This window comes from Bacillus tuaregi (assembly GCF_900104575.1).
Lineage (GTDB): Bacteria > Bacillota > Bacilli > Bacillales > Cytobacillaceae > Bacillus_BD > Bacillus_BD tuaregi.
Genome location: NZ_LT629731.1, coordinates 736,611 through 752,433, shown reverse-complemented (window position 1 = coordinate 752,433; position 15,823 = coordinate 736,611). Strand labels below are relative to the sequence as shown.

Sequence of the window (15,823 nt, the reverse complement as noted above, 5' to 3'; positions counted from 1 at the left end):
CCTCCCATTGACAAGCTCTATCTATTATTACGCATTATGACGCTTGTTGGTTTCATCTATTAAGAACGAATATAAAATTTTTGCTACTTCATTTGTATCATGGCGAATCACACCATTTTCCAGACTCACGATTTCACCATAGATTACCTCAAGTCCTAAATCATAGAGATTGCTCACATCAAAATGAACGGGCTTGGCAGCCTCTTCACTATAGCGCTTTTGAATCGCCTCTGGTATATCCTCACTGTTAACCAGAATCGTATCGATGAATGGTTCATTCAGATGATCATAGACAGCCTGCACATGATCACTTGCTGAGTAGTCATGTGTCTCTCCTGCCTGGGTCATTAAATTACAGATATAGACCTTCTTTGCCTTCGCCCGGCAAACCTCATCACCGATTTGCGGAACAAGAAGATTCGGCAGAATACTTGTATAAAGACTGCCCGGTCCGATAATAATTAAATCTGCGGATTGAATCGCCTGAAGGGCTTCTGGAAGCGGTTTAATATTTTCCGGAGTTAAAAAAACACGCTTAATCTTTTTTCCAGAGAATGGAATCTTGGATTCCCCGGAAATCATATGACCATCCTCCAGCTCTGCATGCAAAACAACACTTTGATTAGCGGCAGGCAGAACCTTTCCATGCACATTCAATACTCGGCTCATTTCCTGAATCGCGTTCATGAAATTCCCTGTAATAGAAGTCATCGCCGCTAAGATTAAATTTCCAAGCGAATGACCGGATAAATCATTAGTTGACTTGAATCGATGCTGGAACATTTCTTCAATTAATGGCTCAACATCTGATAGAGCGGCCAATACATTGCGAACATCACCAGGAGGAGGAATGTTCAGCTCATCCCTAAGTCGACCTGAGCTTCCTCCATCATCGGCAACTGTAACAATTGCCGTGATATCAACAGGATATTTCTTCAATCCTCTTAATAATACCGGCAATCCTGTTCCGCCACCGATGATGACGATTCTTGGCGGCTGCCCATTTTGCGTCATGTTAGTGGTTCCTTTCTTTTTTCAATATCACGATGTGAGATACGGGTATGATAATCCTTTTCAAAGTGGTGCCCAATGTATTCTGCCAATGCCACTGAGCGGTGCTGTCCACCCGTACAGCCGATGGCAATCACTAGCTGTGCCTTCCCTTCCCGTTTATAATGTGGAAGCATAAAAGCAAGCAGGTCTGTCACTTTTTCAAGGAATTTATGCGTTTCATTCCATTTTAACACATAACCAGAGACTTCACTGTCCAAGCCGGTTAACGGTCGCATCGAATCAATATAGTGCGGGTTTGGTAAAAAACGAACATCAAACACAAGATCAGCATCAATTGGAATTCCGTGTTTAAAGCCGAACGACATCACGTTGACGGTAAAGATTGCTTTTTTATTAGAAGAGAATTCTGTTAGGATCTTTTCACGTAGTGCGCGTGGCTTCATCTGCGATGTGTTGTATATGTGTTGCGCTCTTCCCTTTAAATCTGCCAGCATCGCTCTTTCATTTTGGATGCCTTCAAGCGGAAGGCCAGTACCTGCTAACGGATGCTTTCTTCTTGTTTCCTTATATCTTCTGACGAGGGTCTCATCATCTGCTTCTAGAAACAAGATTTGTGGGGTTGCCCAGGAGCTTTCCACTAAATTATCCAACGCTTTAAAGAGGTCTTCAAAAAACTCTCTTCCGCGTAAATCCATCACTAAAGCGACTTTATTCATTTTATTGCCTGATTCTTTCATCAGTTCGAGAAATTTCGGAAGCAGAGTAGGAGGTAAATTATCTACACAGAAAAAACCTAAGTCTTCAAAGCTCTGGATAGCAACTGTTTTTCCCGCCCCTGACATACCTGTAATAATCACTACTTGAGAGTCATTAAGCGATCCGGTACTCATTTGTTTTCCTCCTCCTTGTAATAATAAAAGTTAGTTGGTTAGCGGTTCGTTGGTTAGAAAAATCAAAAAAGCTTACTAACCCCTAACCAACTGTCCAACTAACTATCAGCCCTTTAACTTGGGTCTAGTCGATAGCTGAGTAATTCAAAGTCTGGTGTGTAGGTGAAGGTTCCGTAGATGATTCCGTTTCCGTGGATCATGTAGTCTAGGATATGGTAGTCACCTTCGGCCATTGGCAGTTTTCTTATTTCATTGATAGGCTGCCAGCGGATAATTCCTTCATCCGATTCATCTAAACTTAAGCCATCGGCATCCCTTGAGAAAAATGTGAACATCATCCATTCATTGACGATTTGATCGCCATCCTTCATGATGAAGGTAAAGATTCCTTTAATATTGGGATTGCGTAAATAAATCCCTGTTTCTTCTCTAAATTCACGGATACAGGAATCTCTAACCGATTCACCCGGCTCCATTTTACCGCCCGGTGCCACCCACCAATTACGGCGCGGCTTTTGTAGCAATAATACTTTATCATCCTTTAACAATACACAATTCGTTACTCGCTGCATCACGGCTCGCCTCACAATCAGAAAACAACAGTAATTTATAGATTATCAATTATTCTATTCCTAGAGTTATGAATCAATGTTTGGTTTCGTACACATTCAGGGGGTGATCCCTAGTTTAAACTCAACTATTTCCATATATTATACTATTTTTATGGGGTCGTCACAATGGATATAGTCTCCATCTTACCACACCCAAACTAGCAGATATAAGGGATTATTTTTTTCTACGGCTATGCTAAACTCTTTGTGCCTGAAACGAAAATCAACCTACTCAAAATTAACAAAACTCCATTTGTTCTTTATAAAGAATATATTTTACGAAAAAAAAATAGCACAGGCCAGCAGCCTGTGCTTTTAGAATAAGTAACTATCTTAAAGGGGGTCAATTTCTATTTTTATCATACCGTAATTATATTTCGTTCTTGTTACAAAACAGTTAAATCCAAGTGAATTTTGAATAGGTGATAGGCCTATGCCTCGCTTATTTTGCTTCTGCCTTTAGCTCTTCCATCAGCTCTTCTACATAATGCTGAGCCGCTTGGGCAGCAATACTGCCATCACCTGTTGCTGTCACGATCTGACGAAGTGTCTTCTCACGAATATCACCGGCAGCAAAGATACCTGGTACCTTTGTTTCCATTTTTTCATTTGTCACAATATAGCCAGCCTCATTCGTAATTCCAAGGCTTTCAAACGGCTTGGACAGCGGCACCATTCCGATATAGATGAAGACACCATCTGCCGGCAATGTTTTCTCCGCTCCATCCTTAGTTGAAGTTAACGTCACACTGCCAACCTTGCCATCCTTTTCATTAATCGATTTCAGGACATGGCTCCATTCAAAATTGATTTTTTCGTTATCAAAGGCACGCTGCTGAAGAATTTTTTGCGCACGAAGCTCATCACGGCGGTGAACAATCGTTACCTTACTCGCAAATCTTGTTAAGTATACGCCTTCCTCTACAGCCGAGTCTCCGCCACCAATAACAAATAATTCCTTGTTTTTAAAGAAAGCTCCGTCACATACGGCACAGTAGGAGACACCGCGTCCACCCAGCTCACTTTCACCAGGAACACCCATTTTCTTATATTCAGCACCGGTTGAAATGATTACCGCACGAGCTTTGTATTGCTTCGAGCCGGCAACAACCGTTTTATATTCCTTACCATCAATAATTTCTTTAATATCACCATATGCATATTCAGCACCAAACTTTTTCGCATGCTCAAACATTTTGGTTGATAAATCTGGACCAAGAATCGTTTCAAAACCAGGATAGTTTTCTACCTCTTCTGTATTTGCCATCTGACCGCCAGGCACTCCACGTTCAATCATCAGCGTAGACAAATTAGCTCGTGAAGTATATACAGCAGCAGTCATACCGCCAGGTCCGGCTCCTGCAATAATCACATCATAAATTTTTTCTTCCGTCACGTCTGAAATCCTCCTCTTTCGGTCACCATTAGGTGTCAGGCATCCAAAGGATTTATCCATTATACTGCCTTTGGTATTAGCTACAAAAATAGCGCTGTCTGATACCTTTTATATTGGTCAAACCGTTTTCCTCATATTGTGGTCAAATACCCCTATCCCTATCCTATTAAACATCACTTCAGATGTCCAACCATTTGCTCACTGTAAATATCCATTTACTAATTTGATGTATTTTTGCAATGTAGATGGCGACAATCCGTATTGCTGCGCCACTAGCTTTTGCGATGATTTTTCATTTCTAAGTTTTTTCCACATGTATTCCGTTGCAGCTGCTAGTGCGTCCTTATTTTTCAAATCAATCTTCGCTTCGCTCATTTCAACAAAGATCGAAAACCACATTAAATATAGCCCTGCTTCAACCGTTCCAATCGGATGGTGGTGCTCGTATAGAGCTTTTGCTGTTTCGTGCGCCACCACAAGCTGACTACTATCTATCTTGCCCACTTTCACCATGTTTACATATTGATTTTCCAGTGTCGAAAATTTATGATTTTTCACGACTTCCTGTGAGGTTAACAGGGTTTCCTTTTGCTCAGAAAGCGAAATAAGGAACAGAGCAAACAATCTTTCCTCGATATAATCACTTTCAAGCTTTTTGAGAATGGAGGTGTTATACTCCTCAAAGCCGTTCGCACTCGGATGCTCTTCATTCCAAGGCTCAAGTCCTTCCTTACCAGGGTTCATCTCCAACACCTTTTCCCATAGGGAGTGGGCAAGCTGCTCTTTGCCAGTAAAATAGGCCGCATAGGAGAACCAGTAATAATAGGAACCATCACCCTCATATCCTTGTTTATGAAGCTTTCGGAACCAGCGATAAGCAGGCTCATACTCACCAATTAAGGCAAAGGTCGCCCCAAGCTTAAATTGATGCTCCGTTAACATTGGCTTTACTTTTTTCAAGATATCCGCAATCGCAGCGGTTTCCTCTTTCTGTTTCTGGAAATAGGCAAATACAAGCTTGTTACACATCGCATGTAGATTGCCTGGATTTCGCTCCAGCACCAATTCCAACGTTTCGTCCGCTTTTTCAAGCTCACCTAAATAAAAATAAGCAAGGGCTAAATTGTTATAGGCAGACCAATATTCCGGAAACTCCTCAATCACATCCTCTAGAAGCTCAATCGCCTTTGGAAAATGTCCTGATTCAAGTAAGTCTCTCGCTTGCTCCTGCTTTACCATTAAATCGTCCTGCTCATATAGCACTTCATCTAAATCATCTGCCTCCAGGGTCAGAACCTCAAGAAGATCCTCTGCATCTTCAACAAATTCACCGCTTTCCTCTTCCTTTAGGTAGAGGGTCACATGTGCATAGGCATCCTTAAAGTAGCCTAGGTGCGCATAGTTATTAGCTAGGAAATAGTGGCACTCCATCATCTCTTCATCCAGCTCTTCGAGAATGAAATGAAGCAGCTTATTGGATTCCTGATATTCTCCCAGCTCTGTATGAATAATGGCTAATTGACAGACAATCATCGGTTCACCCGGTTCAAGCTGCATCGCCCGTTTTAGATATTTGATTGCCTTATGAAAATCACGACGGTGAAAAGCCTTCAAGCCCTTTGAAAAATAATATTCACCCGTAGGGATAAATGACAATAATTGTCCTTTTGATTTTTTAGCTTGAGAGTTTTTACTCATGTAATCCTCCAAATAGTACAAATTAACTTACTTATAGAAACTCGCTTCGTTCACGAGACTATGTTTTTTGCTCAACCAAACAATTATAACATACCCTCCCCATCGCAGAAAGTGGCTGTTTGTAAAATAATACGGAGGTAAAAAAAGGTGCCTGACACCACAAAAGGACCGTGTCTTTTTGTGGTGTCAGGCACCGAAAATTATTTACTTTCTTTCTGCAGATGTCTTTCCTGGAGAACCTGGAGTACTTCCTTGAATGGCAGCTCCTGTTCACGCAGCAGAACTAGCAAATGGTACAAAAGGTCGGAAGCTTCCCATTTTAATTCCTCAGGATCACGGTTTTTCGCCGCAATGATGACTTCAGACGCTTCTTCACCGACTTTTTTCAGGATTTTATCGACGCCTTTTTCAAATAGATAGGTCGTATAGGCACCTTCTGGGCGTTCTTTTTCACGTTGATCAATAATGTTTTCTAAATCGATGAGTATTTGATAATCCTCGAGCTTTGCTTCCTTTGTCACTTTTTATTCCTCCTCTAAAATCGGCTCTGAAAAACAGCTGACTGCACCGGTATGGCAAGCAGGACCAGCTGGATGAACGAGCACAACGATGGCATCACGGTCACAATCAAGCTTCATCTCCACAATCCTTTGTGTGTTTCCGCTTGTTGCCCCTTTATGCCACAGCTCCTGGCGTGAGCGGCTATAAAACCAGGTTTCTCTTGTTTCAATTGATTTCTGCAGCGAAGTCCTGTTCATATACGCAAGTGTCAAGACTTCCTTCGTGTTGGCATCCTGGACGATTGCCGGGATTAAGCCCTGTGAGTCGTATTTAACCTGTTCCAAGTTCATCTAACATTCACACCTTTTTCCCGTAAATAGGCCTTAACCTCGTGGACGGAGGTTTCTTTATAGTGGAAAATAGAAGCGGCAAGAGCGGCATCTGCTTTGCCTTCTTTAAACGCCTCCTCGAAGTGCTCGGCATTGCCGGCACCGCCAGAAGCAATAACGGGTACGGTCACGGCTTCGCTGACAGCCTTTGTTAGCGCCAGGTCAAAGCCTTTTTTCTCGCCGTCAGAATCCATGCTTGTGAGCAGAATTTCGCCGGCACCGCGCTCGACCACTTCCTTAGCCCAGGCAATGACTTCTTTATCGACCGGCGTTCTGCCACCATGCGTGTAAACGCGCCATGAGCCCAATTCTTCGTCATATTTCGCATCAATGGCCACGACCATACATTGAGTGCCGAAAAAGTCAGCTCCCTCTGTAATCAGCTCCGGGCGGTTGACTGCGGCTGTATTTAAAGAAACCTTGTCCGCACCCGCCCGCAGCATCCGTTTCATATCCTCGAGTGAGTTGATACCGCCGCCGACGGTAAACGGAATCGCCAGCTCTGAAGCCACATCCTTAACGACATCCACCATGGTTTTGCGACCTTCATGGGAGGCAGAAATATCAAGAAATACCAGTTCATCTGCGCCTTGCTCATCATAAAAACGCGCCAGTTCGACTGGATCGCCTGCATCACGAAGCTGCACAAATTGAATTCCTTTCACAACTCGTCCATCTTTTACATCAAGGCATGGGATAATCCGTTTCGTAATCATTATACACCAACCTCTTTCAAGGCGTCAGAAACCGTGAATCGGCCTTCGTAAATGGCTTTTCCGACAATTGCACCACTTACGCCGGCTGCTTCAAATTCCTTTAGACGTTTTAAATCGTCAAGCGAGCTAACACCGCCTGAAGCGATCACCTGCTTGCCTGTTTCAGTAGCCAGAAGCTTTACGGCGTCAATGTTAGGACCTGACAGCATACCGTCTGTCGCAATATCGGTAAAAATAAACGTTTCTGCACCGGCATCGGCAAAGCGTTTACCGACTTCAACCGCTTTGACTTCCGAGGTATTTAACCAGCCGTGTGTGGCAACATAGCCGTTTTTCGCATCAAGGCCAATCGCAATCTGCTTGCCGTACTTCTTCACCATTTCAATCGCAAACTCTGGATTGGAAATCGCGATGCTGCCGATGATGACTCTTGTGACGCCATTGTCTAAATAATGAGCGATATCCGCTTCTGTACGGATGCCCCCGCCAATTTGGACGTTCACATTGAGCTCCTTTGCTGCTTGGATAACGAACGTATCATTTACGCGCTTGCCGTCCTTCGCACCGTCAAGGTCAACCATATGGATCCACTGCGCTCCCGCATCCTTAAAGGACTTGGCCATATCAAACGGAGAATCCCCATACACCGTTTCCTGATTATAATCACCTTGAATTAACCGAACACACTTCCCGCCTCTCATATCGATAGCAGGATATATTGTAAAAGCCATCAATCCGTTCCCCTTTCCACTGCCTTTATACTAGTTTCGTAAAGTTTGTTAACAGCTCGACGCCAAGCTTGCTGCTTTTTTCCGGGTGGAACTGCATGCCGAAGACGTTGTTAAGACCGACTACTGCCGGAACCTCTTCATGATACGAGGCCGTTCCGATGAGAATCTCTCTATTAATGGTTTTGACATAATAGGAATGAACAAAATAAGCATAATCCTCTTCCAGGTTGGCGGTGATGGGAGAGCTACTTTCCCATTTTAAACGATTCCAGCCCATATGTGGCACCTTGTAGGGCTCACCATTTTCCGTTTGTCCTTGAAAACGGACCACACGTCCGGGAAGCAGTGCAAGTCCCTTTGTCATTCCGCCCTCTTCACTTTCTTCAAAAAGCAGCTGCATGCCAAGGCAAATGCCTAGGAGCGGCTTACCTGTTTTTACATAGTCATGCAGGAAGTCTGTTAATCCTGATTCATTCAGACGAGCCATCGCATCCTTAAAGGCACCGACACCCGGTAAAATGAGCCCGTCGGCCTTCGCCAGCTCAGCTGGGTCCTCAGAAAGAAAGAAGGGCACCTCGAGACGCTTTAATGCCTGGCTGACACTAAACAAATTCCCCATTCCATAATCAACAATTCCTATCATTTATAACATCCCCTTTGATGATGGAACACCTTTTACCCGTGGGTCAATGATGGTCGCTTCATCTAGCGCTCTTGCCATCGCTTTGAAAATAGCTTCAATCATGTGGTGTGTATTTTGACCATAATGGACGATCACGTGCAGATTCATCCGGGCCTCTAGACAGAACTTCCACAAGAATTCATGGACAAGCTCGGTATCAAAGGTACCCACCTTTTGACTTGGAAAATCAGCACCGCGGATTTCTAAATGCGGACGGTTACTTAAATCAACCACCACCTGGGCAAGGGTTTCATCCATAGGGACAAAGAAGGTCCCATATCGTTTAATGCCTTTTTTATCACCGAGTGCTTCTTTAAACACCTGTCCAAGGCAAATCGCGATATCCTCTGTTGTATGGTGATCATCGATCTCGATGTCTCCCTTTGCGTTAACGGTTAAATCAAATTGACCGTGCTTGGCAAACAAATCGAGCATATGGTTTAAAAAGGGTACTCCGGTTTCTAATTGAGATTGGCCTGAGCCATCAATGTTAAGCTCAAGCTCGATGCTTGTTTCATTGGTTTTTCGCTGTATCGATGCGCTTCTTGTCATGATCCTATCTCCCTATCCTGGCTCGTTTATGTCGTGAGCGATTTTATACATATAATGCTACTGTTAGTTGAAAAGGAAGCAGAAGAAACGTCCCTCTGCTTCTTATTGTTTTCGGGCTTCGATGGCTCTGGCATGGGCTTCGAGGCCTTCGAGGCGGGCGAATGCCGCAATTTTTTCGCTATTTTCATTGAATGCTTGTTCGCTGTACATGATGATGCTTGATTTCTTTTGGAAGTCGTCGACATTTAACGGACTTGAGAAACGAGCGGTTCCGTTTGTCGGAAGGACGTGGTTTGGTCCGGCAAAATAATCGCCGACAGGCTCTGAAGAGTATCTGCCGACAAAAATCGCTCCGGCATGGCGGATTTGACCAACCTTTTCCATCGCATTTTCCATCATGATTTCCAAATGCTCTGGTGCTAATTGATTGATTGTTTCAATCGCTTCTGCTTCTGTTTCGGTTACATAAATCACGCCGTAATCTGCAATCGATTGAGCGGCAATGCTTTTACGCGGTAAGGTTGCCAGCTGCTTTTCGACTTCCTGTGCAACCGCTTCTGCAAGCTTACGAGATGGTGTCACGAGCACACTGCAGGCGCGCGCATCGTGCTCTGCCTGTGACAGCAAATCGGCTGCGATTTCATTGGCTCTTGCTGTTTCATCTGCTAAAACAGCAATTTCACTTGGTCCGGCAATCATATCAATATCGACATCACCGAAAACCTCTCGTTTTGCGAGGGCAACGAAGATATTGCCCGGACCTGTGATTTTATCAACGGATTGAATCGATTCGGTTCCATAGGCAAGCGCAGCAATCGCTTGAGCCCCACCTACTTTGTAGATTTCCTTTACACCCGCTTCCTTCGCGGCAACTAAAACGCCTGCTGGTAGATTCCCAGATACGCCTGGTGGTGATACCATGACAATCCGTTCCACTCCTGCTACCTGTGCTGGTACGACATTCATTAGCACGGATGATGGATAGGCAGCCGTTCCGCCTGGTACATAAACACCGACAGAATCAAGCGGTGTGATTTTCTGTCCCAGCACGGTTCCGTTTTTCTCGGTTGTAATCCAGGAGTTACGTAGCTGCTTTTCATGGAAGGAACGAATATTATCCGCTGCTTCTTTTATAATCGCGATGATTTCCTCTGAAACCTGGCTGTAGGCTTCCTCTATTTCTGCTTCTGTGACAGCAAGATTGGTGAGCTGGACACGGTCAAATTTTTCCGTATAGGCCTTTAACGCCTCGTCACCATTGTTTTTGACCTTTCCAATAATGTCTTTTACAATTTTTCGCTGCTCTTCTGTTCCGCTGTCGACCGATCTTTTAATTGAAATGCCTTCATTTATCGTTATGATTTTCACCGTACTCATCCTAACATAAAAGATTGATAACTTTTTATACCGTTGCTTTCTGGTTCAGCACGTCGGCAATTCGTTCCACTAATTCACTAATTCGCTTATCCTTCATGCGGTAGCTGACTGGATTGACAATCAGCCGTGAAGTGATATCAACGATTTGCTCATATTCAACCAGCCCATTTTCCACTAGTGTTCTGCCTGTTGAGACAATATCGGCAATACGGTCAGCAAGACCGATCATCGGTGCCAGCTCAATTGAGCCATTCAGCTTAATGATTTCAACCTGCTCACCCTGCTCACGAAAATATTTTGAAGCAACATTCGGATATTTCGTGGCAATTTTCGGCGCTACATCATTCATTTTCGTATTTGGAAGCCCCGCTACCGCTAAGTAGCAGTGGCTGATTTTCAAATCAAGTACTTCATAGACATCACGGTCTTCCTCAAGCATGACGTCCTTTCCGGCAATCCCAAGGTCTGCGACACCATGCTCAACATAGGTTGGCACATCCATCGGCTTCGCGAGGATAAAACGGAAATTCTCCTCTTCGACATCGATAATTAATTTCCGTGAATCATCAAATTCCGGCGGCAGCTTGAAGCCTGCTTCACGAAGCAATGCCGCCGCTTCTTCAAAAATACGCCCTTTCGGCATGGCAATTGTTAACGGCTCTTTCATTGCGCTGTCTCCTTCCCTGCTTTTCCGACTAGCATCGTAACCTCATCGTAAAGCTCTGTTGTGGCATCAAGATTTTCAACTCCGTTAATGTCCTGAAGGACCACCTTTATTCCGCTGTTTCTTTTTTCCACAGCTAAAGCGTAGGCTTCCTTTCTGCGCTCGGCACTGAATAAGATACATTGAACAGGCTCACGAGCTTCAATCGTACCAAGTGCTTCTACTAAACGATCAAGGCGGATAGCAAAACCGGTTGCACCCGTATCCTTGCCAAATTTGCTCAGCAATTGGTCATAACGTCCGCCGCTGGCAATTGGGAAGCCGACCTGGTCCGCATATACCTCAAATAGAATTCCAGTATAGTAGCTCATATGACTGACAAGGGATAAATCAAACTTCACTCTTGCCCCTGCATCGCCGTAATCTGCGAGTGTCTCCGAAAGCTGCTTTAGATTGTCTAATGCCTGGCGTCCTTTGCCGTTTTCAAGCAGACGGTAGGCTGCTTCAATGACCTCTTCTCCTCCGCGTAGATTTAAGAAATCTAACAGACGCTGCTTATCAATAGAAGATAACGGTAATTGTTTGACGTGCTCTCTGTAGCCGACATAATTTTTTTCATATAAAAAGGTCGTAAGCGCATTGACACGCTCCTCCGTGCCTAAGATATCGCTGAAAAATTCTTTAACGAAGCCAATATGGCCGACAGATAATTGGAAATTCTTCAGGCCTGATGCTTCTAATGAAGAGATGAGGAGGGTAATGCCTTCCCCGTCAGCACTAATGGTGTGGTCCCCGATGCACTCAACGCCAATTTGTTCAAACTCAGCCGGACGCCCGCCTTCGCGCTGCTGGGCACGGTATACATTGGCAGTGTAGGCAAGCCGTAATGGCGTAATTTCCTTTAGCATCTTGGAGGCTGCAACTCTGGCAATTGGCGACGTCATATCTGGTCGAAGGACAAGCGTATGACCCTGCTGGTCGAGCAGTTTAAAAAGCTGCTGATCGAGGATGGCCGAAGCTGCACCAACGGTTTCGTAATATTCTAAAGTAGGCGTTTCAATAAATTGATAGCCCCATTTTTTCATTTCATCTCCGATAGCATGGCGGATTTTGTGCTTTGTCTCATATAATCCTGGTAATGTATCTCGCATGCCTAGTGGTTTTTCAAACATAAATAAACGGCTCATTTGCTAAGAACACCTCTGTTCATCACACTGCGTACTGAAATTTCAGTTTTGCTTTAGTTCGCTAATGTGGTAGTAAGTTGAAGATATTGTATCGCTATCTGTCGATAGTTGTCAAGGAAAAACTAACCAGCCTTGCTTGCCGGGGGAACGGGGCTTGTGTAGGGTAGGGCTCGGTTTTGGACAGATATTATTGGTTTTTACTAGTTTTTGTCTGAGTAGAGCCTTTGTTCTGACTAATTTACCTATTTTCAGCCTTGCTTGCTAGAAGCTAAGCTTAGTGCCAGTGAATATCTGGCCTGGCTGCTTTTAGCCAAGCATTCTGCATCAACAAAAAAGGTGACAGCGCACCAATTATGGGCGTCTGTCACCTTCCATCCAATCCGGTTGGCGTTTACCGAAATAAACGTCGATGAGATGCTCTAGTCCTGCAGAAGCTCCTGAGCATCTTCTCTTATCATTCTCATTGGATTTCCTCCGACAAAGGCTCCGGCCGGTACATCTTTATGGACGAGGGTGCCAGCTGAAACGATAGCACCGTCTCCAATCGTGACGCCAGGAAGAATCGTGGAATTGGCTCCAATCATGACCTCGCTGCCAATTTTCACATCTCCCAGACGATATTCCTTAATTAAGTATTCATGCGCAAGAATCGTTGTATTATAGCCAATCACTGTATTACGCCCGACACTGATTTTCTCAGGGAACATAATATCCAGCATCACCATCAACGCAAACGATGTTTGCTCGCCCACCTTCATCCCGAGAAAATGCTTGTATAGCCAATTCTTCAGACCAAGAAAGGGACTATAACGGGCTAATTGAATAACGACAAAGTTTTTGATGACCTTCCAAAACGGAACGGTTTTGTAGACATGCCAGAGTGAATTCGGTCCTTCAACAGGGTACCGCTCCGTATTTCTCATTTTCGCCCCTCAACAATATCCATTAAGTCATTCATCGATTCGAGGATATAATCCGGCTCATAGGATTTCAAATAATCAACACCCTTGATGGTCCAGGATACACCGGCTGTTTTCATACCGGCATTTTTTCCGGCCAAAATATCATGAAAATTATCCCCGACCATGATTGCTTCCTCTGGGCGAGCGTCAAGGATATCGAGCGCTTTAAAAAGGGACTCTGGATCCGGCTTTGTTTTTTCCACGTCCTCAAACGCGATGAAGGCATCAAAGAATGGAGTCAGCTTCGTCAGGTTCAAGCCCATCCTCGCTACCTCTGTCCTTTTCGTTGTCACGACTCCAAGCTTGTAGCCCTCTTCCTTCAGCTTCGCAACGGTCTCAAAAACACCTGGAAAAATCGACACTAGCTGATCATGATGGGCCTTATTATGCGTCTGGTAAACCTTAATCATTTCCTCCGCTTTTTCCGGATTGATTCCACTAAAGGTGTCAGTTAAAGAGGGTCCGAAAAACGGAAGGATATCCTCTCGTTTGTATTGACCAGGATAATACTGGTCTAGCGTGTACTGAAAGGAGGTATAAATTAATTCATTTGTATCCACTAATGTACCATCTAAATCAAATAATAATGTTGTAATCTTATTGTTCATAGGTTATTTCTTTACTCCTTGTCTTTGCCATAATAGATCGATTCCAAATAAGCGCAACCGAAGCCGTTAACACAACCGCCACTACCAGACGGATCAACAAGAGCGGCAGCACCGGAATGCCAAGCGGAGCGAAAATCAGCGTATCCTCAATCACAGCATGGCAGGCGGAAAGGAAAATAAAGGCAATCGTTAAATCCTTCTTGCTGACGCCGTCCTCCTTGACAGCCTGAATCATCACCCCTGCCCCGTAGGCAAGACCTAGCAATAAGCCAGCTGCCAAGGTGGTCGATGTATTGGGATTCATTCCTAGGGAACGAGTGATGGGTGCCATCCATTTTGAAAAAACATCAATCCATTTCAAATCCTTCAGAAATTGGATACCAATCATAAGCGGAATGACAATCATCGCCAGCTGCACAACACCCATAATGGCTGACTGCAGTCCAGCCGAGCCGATTTGCAGCCAGCCTGTCACCGCTTCATTACTTTGTGAAGCAGACACGAAGCCATATTGAGCCTGCTCTGAGCCACCCTGCCATACAAGGTTAATGACAAGCGCCGAAAGGATCGCCAAGCTAATACGAACTAAAAGAACAACCCAAAGCTTAACGCCTGTCTTGATTGCCACCCCTGATTCAAGAATCATGCTGTGGGAAAAAGACAGCATGACGGCAATGATGAAAACTTCTTTAACCGTAAAATCAAGTGATAATATCGCTCCGATTGCCGCATAAATATTTAATACATTCCCTAATACAAGCGGAATCGCTGCATCCCCCGAGAGACCGAACAAGCTCATGAATGGTGCAATTTTATCGATTATCCATGGTAAGACAGGGGTATGCTGCAGAATCGTGATCATCAGTGTGATGGGAAAAATAATTTTTCCAAACGTCCAGGTTACCCTGAGACCGACCATACAGCCGTTTTTAATGGTTCCTAGCATAGCTCCTCATCCTTCTCTTCGTTGTCTTACCAACGACAACTCCCCTTTATTTTTGAATAGCGATTTCACAAGCTTAGCTCTTGTTATCTAAATAACGAATGCTTGCGTATCCCTTCACTCTTCTATAGACAAGTAAAATGACGGCGAGCAAAATAAGTGCAACTGAAATCGTTTGGGCCATCCGAATGTTCTCTGTTAGCATTAAGCTGTCTGTTCTCATGCCTTCAACAAAGAAGCGTCCGATTGAATACCAAATAACATAGGATAGGAATAGCTCGCCCCGCTTTAGATTTACTTTTCGTAAAACCATTAATAGAATGAAGCCCAGTAAATTCCACAGTGATTCATATAAAAAGGTGGGATGGTAATAGACCCCGTTAATATACATTTGATTGATAATAAATTCCGGTAAATGCAGATTCTCAAGAAAGGCACGACTTACTTCTCCGCCATGCGCTTCCTGGTTCATGAAATTTCCCCATCTGCCGATTGCCTGACCTAGAATAATACTTGGGGCGGCAATATCGGCCAGCTTCCAAAAGGAAACGCCTCTCTTTCTAGTAAAAACAATCGCCGTGATTACCGCACCGATTAAAGCACCATGGATCGCCAAGCCTCCATGCCAAATGGCCATAATCTCGCCCGGATAGCGAGCATAATATTCCCATTCGAATAAAACATAGTAAAGTCGAGCGGACAGGATGGAAATCGGAATCGCCCACAGCATCAGGTCTGTGAACAGCTCCTTATCAAGCCCACGCCTCTCTGACTCCTTAATCGCTATATATAATCCAAGCGCAATTCCCACTCCAATAATAACCCCGTACCAGTGAACCTGTATGGGTCCGAGCGAAATGGCTATCGGATCAAGCGGTTGAATACTCTCCTCCATTACTACA

16 protein-coding genes and 1 pseudogene are annotated in these 15,823 nt (G+C 44.3%); all 17 read right to left on the bottom strand.

Translation table 11 applies throughout. The features are described from left to right. Positions 1-27 precede the first annotated feature (27 nt). The 17 genes and pseudogenes from BQ5321_RS05785 to lgt all read right to left on the bottom strand — a co-directional run bounded on the left by BQ5321_RS05785 (position 28) and on the right by lgt (position 15,816). Positions 28-1,014 carry a gluconeogenesis factor YvcK family protein gene (locus tag BQ5321_RS05785; RefSeq protein ID WP_071393608.1) on the bottom strand — a complete coding sequence of 329 codons (987 nt, stop codon included), beginning with the start codon at positions 1,012-1,014 and terminating at the stop codon, positions 28-30. Then, complete coding sequence (gene rapZ, locus BQ5321_RS05780) at positions 1,011-1,904, bottom strand: RNase adapter RapZ (protein ID WP_071393607.1); 894 nt, start codon at positions 1,902-1,904, stop codon at positions 1,011-1,013. Before rapZ ends, BQ5321_RS05785 begins: the two co-directional genes overlap by 4 nt. Before the next feature lie 113 nt (positions 1,905-2,017). After that, positions 2,018-2,476, bottom strand: coding sequence for an NUDIX hydrolase (locus BQ5321_RS05775; protein WP_071393606.1), 459 nt, complete (start codon positions 2,474-2,476; stop codon positions 2,018-2,020). Between the two features lie 481 nt (positions 2,477-2,957). Next, positions 2,958-3,911, bottom strand: a complete 954-nt coding sequence (gene trxB, locus BQ5321_RS05770) for a thioredoxin-disulfide reductase (protein ID WP_071393605.1) — start codon at positions 3,909-3,911, stop codon at positions 2,958-2,960. A 198-nt stretch (positions 3,912-4,109) separates the two neighbouring features. Further along, a complete protein-coding gene (locus BQ5321_RS05765; protein WP_071393604.1) occupies positions 4,110-5,609 on the bottom strand; it encodes a tetratricopeptide repeat protein in 1,500 nt (499 codons plus the stop codon). Between the two features lie 200 nt (positions 5,610-5,809). Beyond that, positions 5,810-6,460, bottom strand: a pseudogene (gene hisIE / locus BQ5321_RS24625) (bifunctional phosphoribosyl-AMP cyclohydrolase/phosphoribosyl-ATP diphosphatase HisIE). Continuing rightward, entirely contained in the window at positions 6,457-7,215 is a 759-nt protein-coding gene (hisF, locus tag BQ5321_RS05755; RefSeq protein ID WP_071393603.1) for an imidazole glycerol phosphate synthase subunit HisF, read from the bottom strand. Before hisF ends, hisIE begins: the two are co-directional and overlap by 4 nt. Beyond that, positions 7,215-7,946 (bottom strand): 1-(5-phosphoribosyl)-5-[(5-phosphoribosylamino)methylideneamino]imidazole-4-carboxamide isomerase, encoded by a 732-nt coding sequence (gene hisA, locus BQ5321_RS05750; RefSeq protein ID WP_071393602.1) that lies wholly within the window; start codon positions 7,944-7,946, stop codon positions 7,215-7,217. Before hisA ends, hisF begins: the two co-directional genes overlap by 1 nt. Before the next feature lie 25 nt (positions 7,947-7,971). Next, on the bottom strand, positions 7,972-8,589 hold the full coding sequence (gene hisH / locus BQ5321_RS05745) for an imidazole glycerol phosphate synthase subunit HisH (RefSeq protein ID WP_071393601.1): 618 nt from the start codon (positions 8,587-8,589) through the stop codon (positions 7,972-7,974). After that, on the bottom strand, positions 8,590-9,180 hold the full coding sequence (gene hisB, locus BQ5321_RS05740) for an imidazoleglycerol-phosphate dehydratase HisB (protein WP_071393600.1): 591 nt from the start codon (positions 9,178-9,180) through the stop codon (positions 8,590-8,592). Positions 9,181-9,282: 102 nt separating this feature from the next. Continuing rightward, positions 9,283-10,548: a histidinol dehydrogenase gene (gene hisD / locus BQ5321_RS05735; RefSeq protein ID WP_071393599.1), complete on the bottom strand. Its 1,266-nt coding sequence runs from the start codon at positions 10,546-10,548 to the stop codon at positions 9,283-9,285. A 34-nt stretch (positions 10,549-10,582) separates the two neighbouring features. Continuing rightward, positions 10,583-11,224 carry an ATP phosphoribosyltransferase gene (gene hisG / locus BQ5321_RS05730; RefSeq protein WP_071393598.1) on the bottom strand — a complete coding sequence of 214 codons (642 nt, stop codon included), beginning with the start codon at positions 11,222-11,224 and terminating at the stop codon, positions 10,583-10,585. Continuing rightward, positions 11,221-12,408 carry an ATP phosphoribosyltransferase regulatory subunit gene (locus BQ5321_RS05725; protein ID WP_071393597.1) on the bottom strand — a complete coding sequence of 396 codons (1,188 nt, stop codon included), beginning with the start codon at positions 12,406-12,408 and terminating at the stop codon, positions 11,221-11,223. Before BQ5321_RS05725 ends, hisG begins: the two co-directional genes overlap by 4 nt. Before the next feature lie 419 nt (positions 12,409-12,827). Next, positions 12,828-13,331, bottom strand: a complete 504-nt coding sequence (locus BQ5321_RS05720; protein WP_071393596.1) for an acyltransferase — start codon at positions 13,329-13,331, stop codon at positions 12,828-12,830. Continuing rightward, a complete protein-coding gene (gene ppaX, locus BQ5321_RS05715) occupies positions 13,328-13,978 on the bottom strand; it encodes a pyrophosphatase PpaX (protein WP_071393595.1) in 651 nt (216 codons plus the stop codon). The genes BQ5321_RS05720 and ppaX overlap by 4 nt, the downstream gene beginning before the upstream one ends. Then, on the bottom strand, positions 13,968-14,924 hold the full coding sequence (locus BQ5321_RS05710) for a nucleoside recognition domain-containing protein (RefSeq protein WP_071393594.1): 957 nt from the start codon (positions 14,922-14,924) through the stop codon (positions 13,968-13,970). The genes ppaX and BQ5321_RS05710 overlap by 11 nt, the downstream gene beginning before the upstream one ends. A gap of 73 nt (positions 14,925-14,997) precedes the next feature. Continuing rightward, positions 14,998-15,816: a prolipoprotein diacylglyceryl transferase gene (gene lgt, locus BQ5321_RS05705; RefSeq protein ID WP_071393593.1), complete on the bottom strand. Its 819-nt coding sequence runs from the start codon at positions 15,814-15,816 to the stop codon at positions 14,998-15,000. Positions 15,817-15,823 lie beyond the last annotated feature (7 nt).

Coding starts and splice junctions, on each gene's coding strand:
- BQ5321_RS05785 (WP_071393608.1), bottom strand. CDS start 1,014: ATGACGCAAAATGGGCAGCCGCCAAGAATCGTCATCATCGGTGGCGGA.
- rapZ (WP_071393607.1), bottom strand. CDS start 1,904: ATGAGTACCGGATCGCTTAATGACTCTCAAGTAGTGATTATTACAGGT.
- BQ5321_RS05775 (WP_071393606.1), bottom strand. CDS start 2,476: ATGCAGCGAGTAACGAATTGTGTATTGTTAAAGGATGATAAAGTATTA.
- BQ5321_RS05765 (WP_071393604.1), bottom strand. CDS start 5,609: ATGAGTAAAAACTCTCAAGCTAAAAAATCAAAAGGACAATTATTGTCA.
- hisF (WP_071393603.1), bottom strand. CDS start 7,215: ATGATTACGAAACGGATTATCCCATGCCTTGATGTAAAAGATGGACGA.
- hisA (WP_071393602.1), bottom strand. CDS start 7,946: ATGGCTTTTACAATATATCCTGCTATCGATATGAGAGGCGGGAAGTGT.
- hisH (WP_071393601.1), bottom strand. CDS start 8,589: ATGATAGGAATTGTTGATTATGGAATGGGGAATTTGTTTAGTGTCAGC.
- hisB (WP_071393600.1), bottom strand. CDS start 9,180: ATGACAAGAAGCGCATCGATACAGCGAAAAACCAATGAAACAAGCATC.
- hisG (WP_071393598.1), bottom strand. CDS start 11,224: ATGAAAGAGCCGTTAACAATTGCCATGCCGAAAGGGCGTATTTTTGAA.
- BQ5321_RS05725 (WP_071393597.1), bottom strand. CDS start 12,408: ATGAGCCGTTTATTTATGTTTGAAAAACCACTAGGCATGCGAGATACA.
- BQ5321_RS05720 (WP_071393596.1), bottom strand. CDS start 13,331: ATGAGAAATACGGAGCGGTACCCTGTTGAAGGACCGAATTCACTCTGG.
- ppaX (WP_071393595.1), bottom strand. CDS start 13,978: ATGAACAATAAGATTACAACATTATTATTTGATTTAGATGGTACATTA.
- BQ5321_RS05710 (WP_071393594.1), bottom strand. CDS start 14,924: ATGCTAGGAACCATTAAAAACGGCTGTATGGTCGGTCTCAGGGTAACC.
- lgt (WP_071393593.1), bottom strand. CDS start 15,816: ATGGAGGAGAGTATTCAACCGCTTGATCCGATAGCCATTTCGCTCGGA.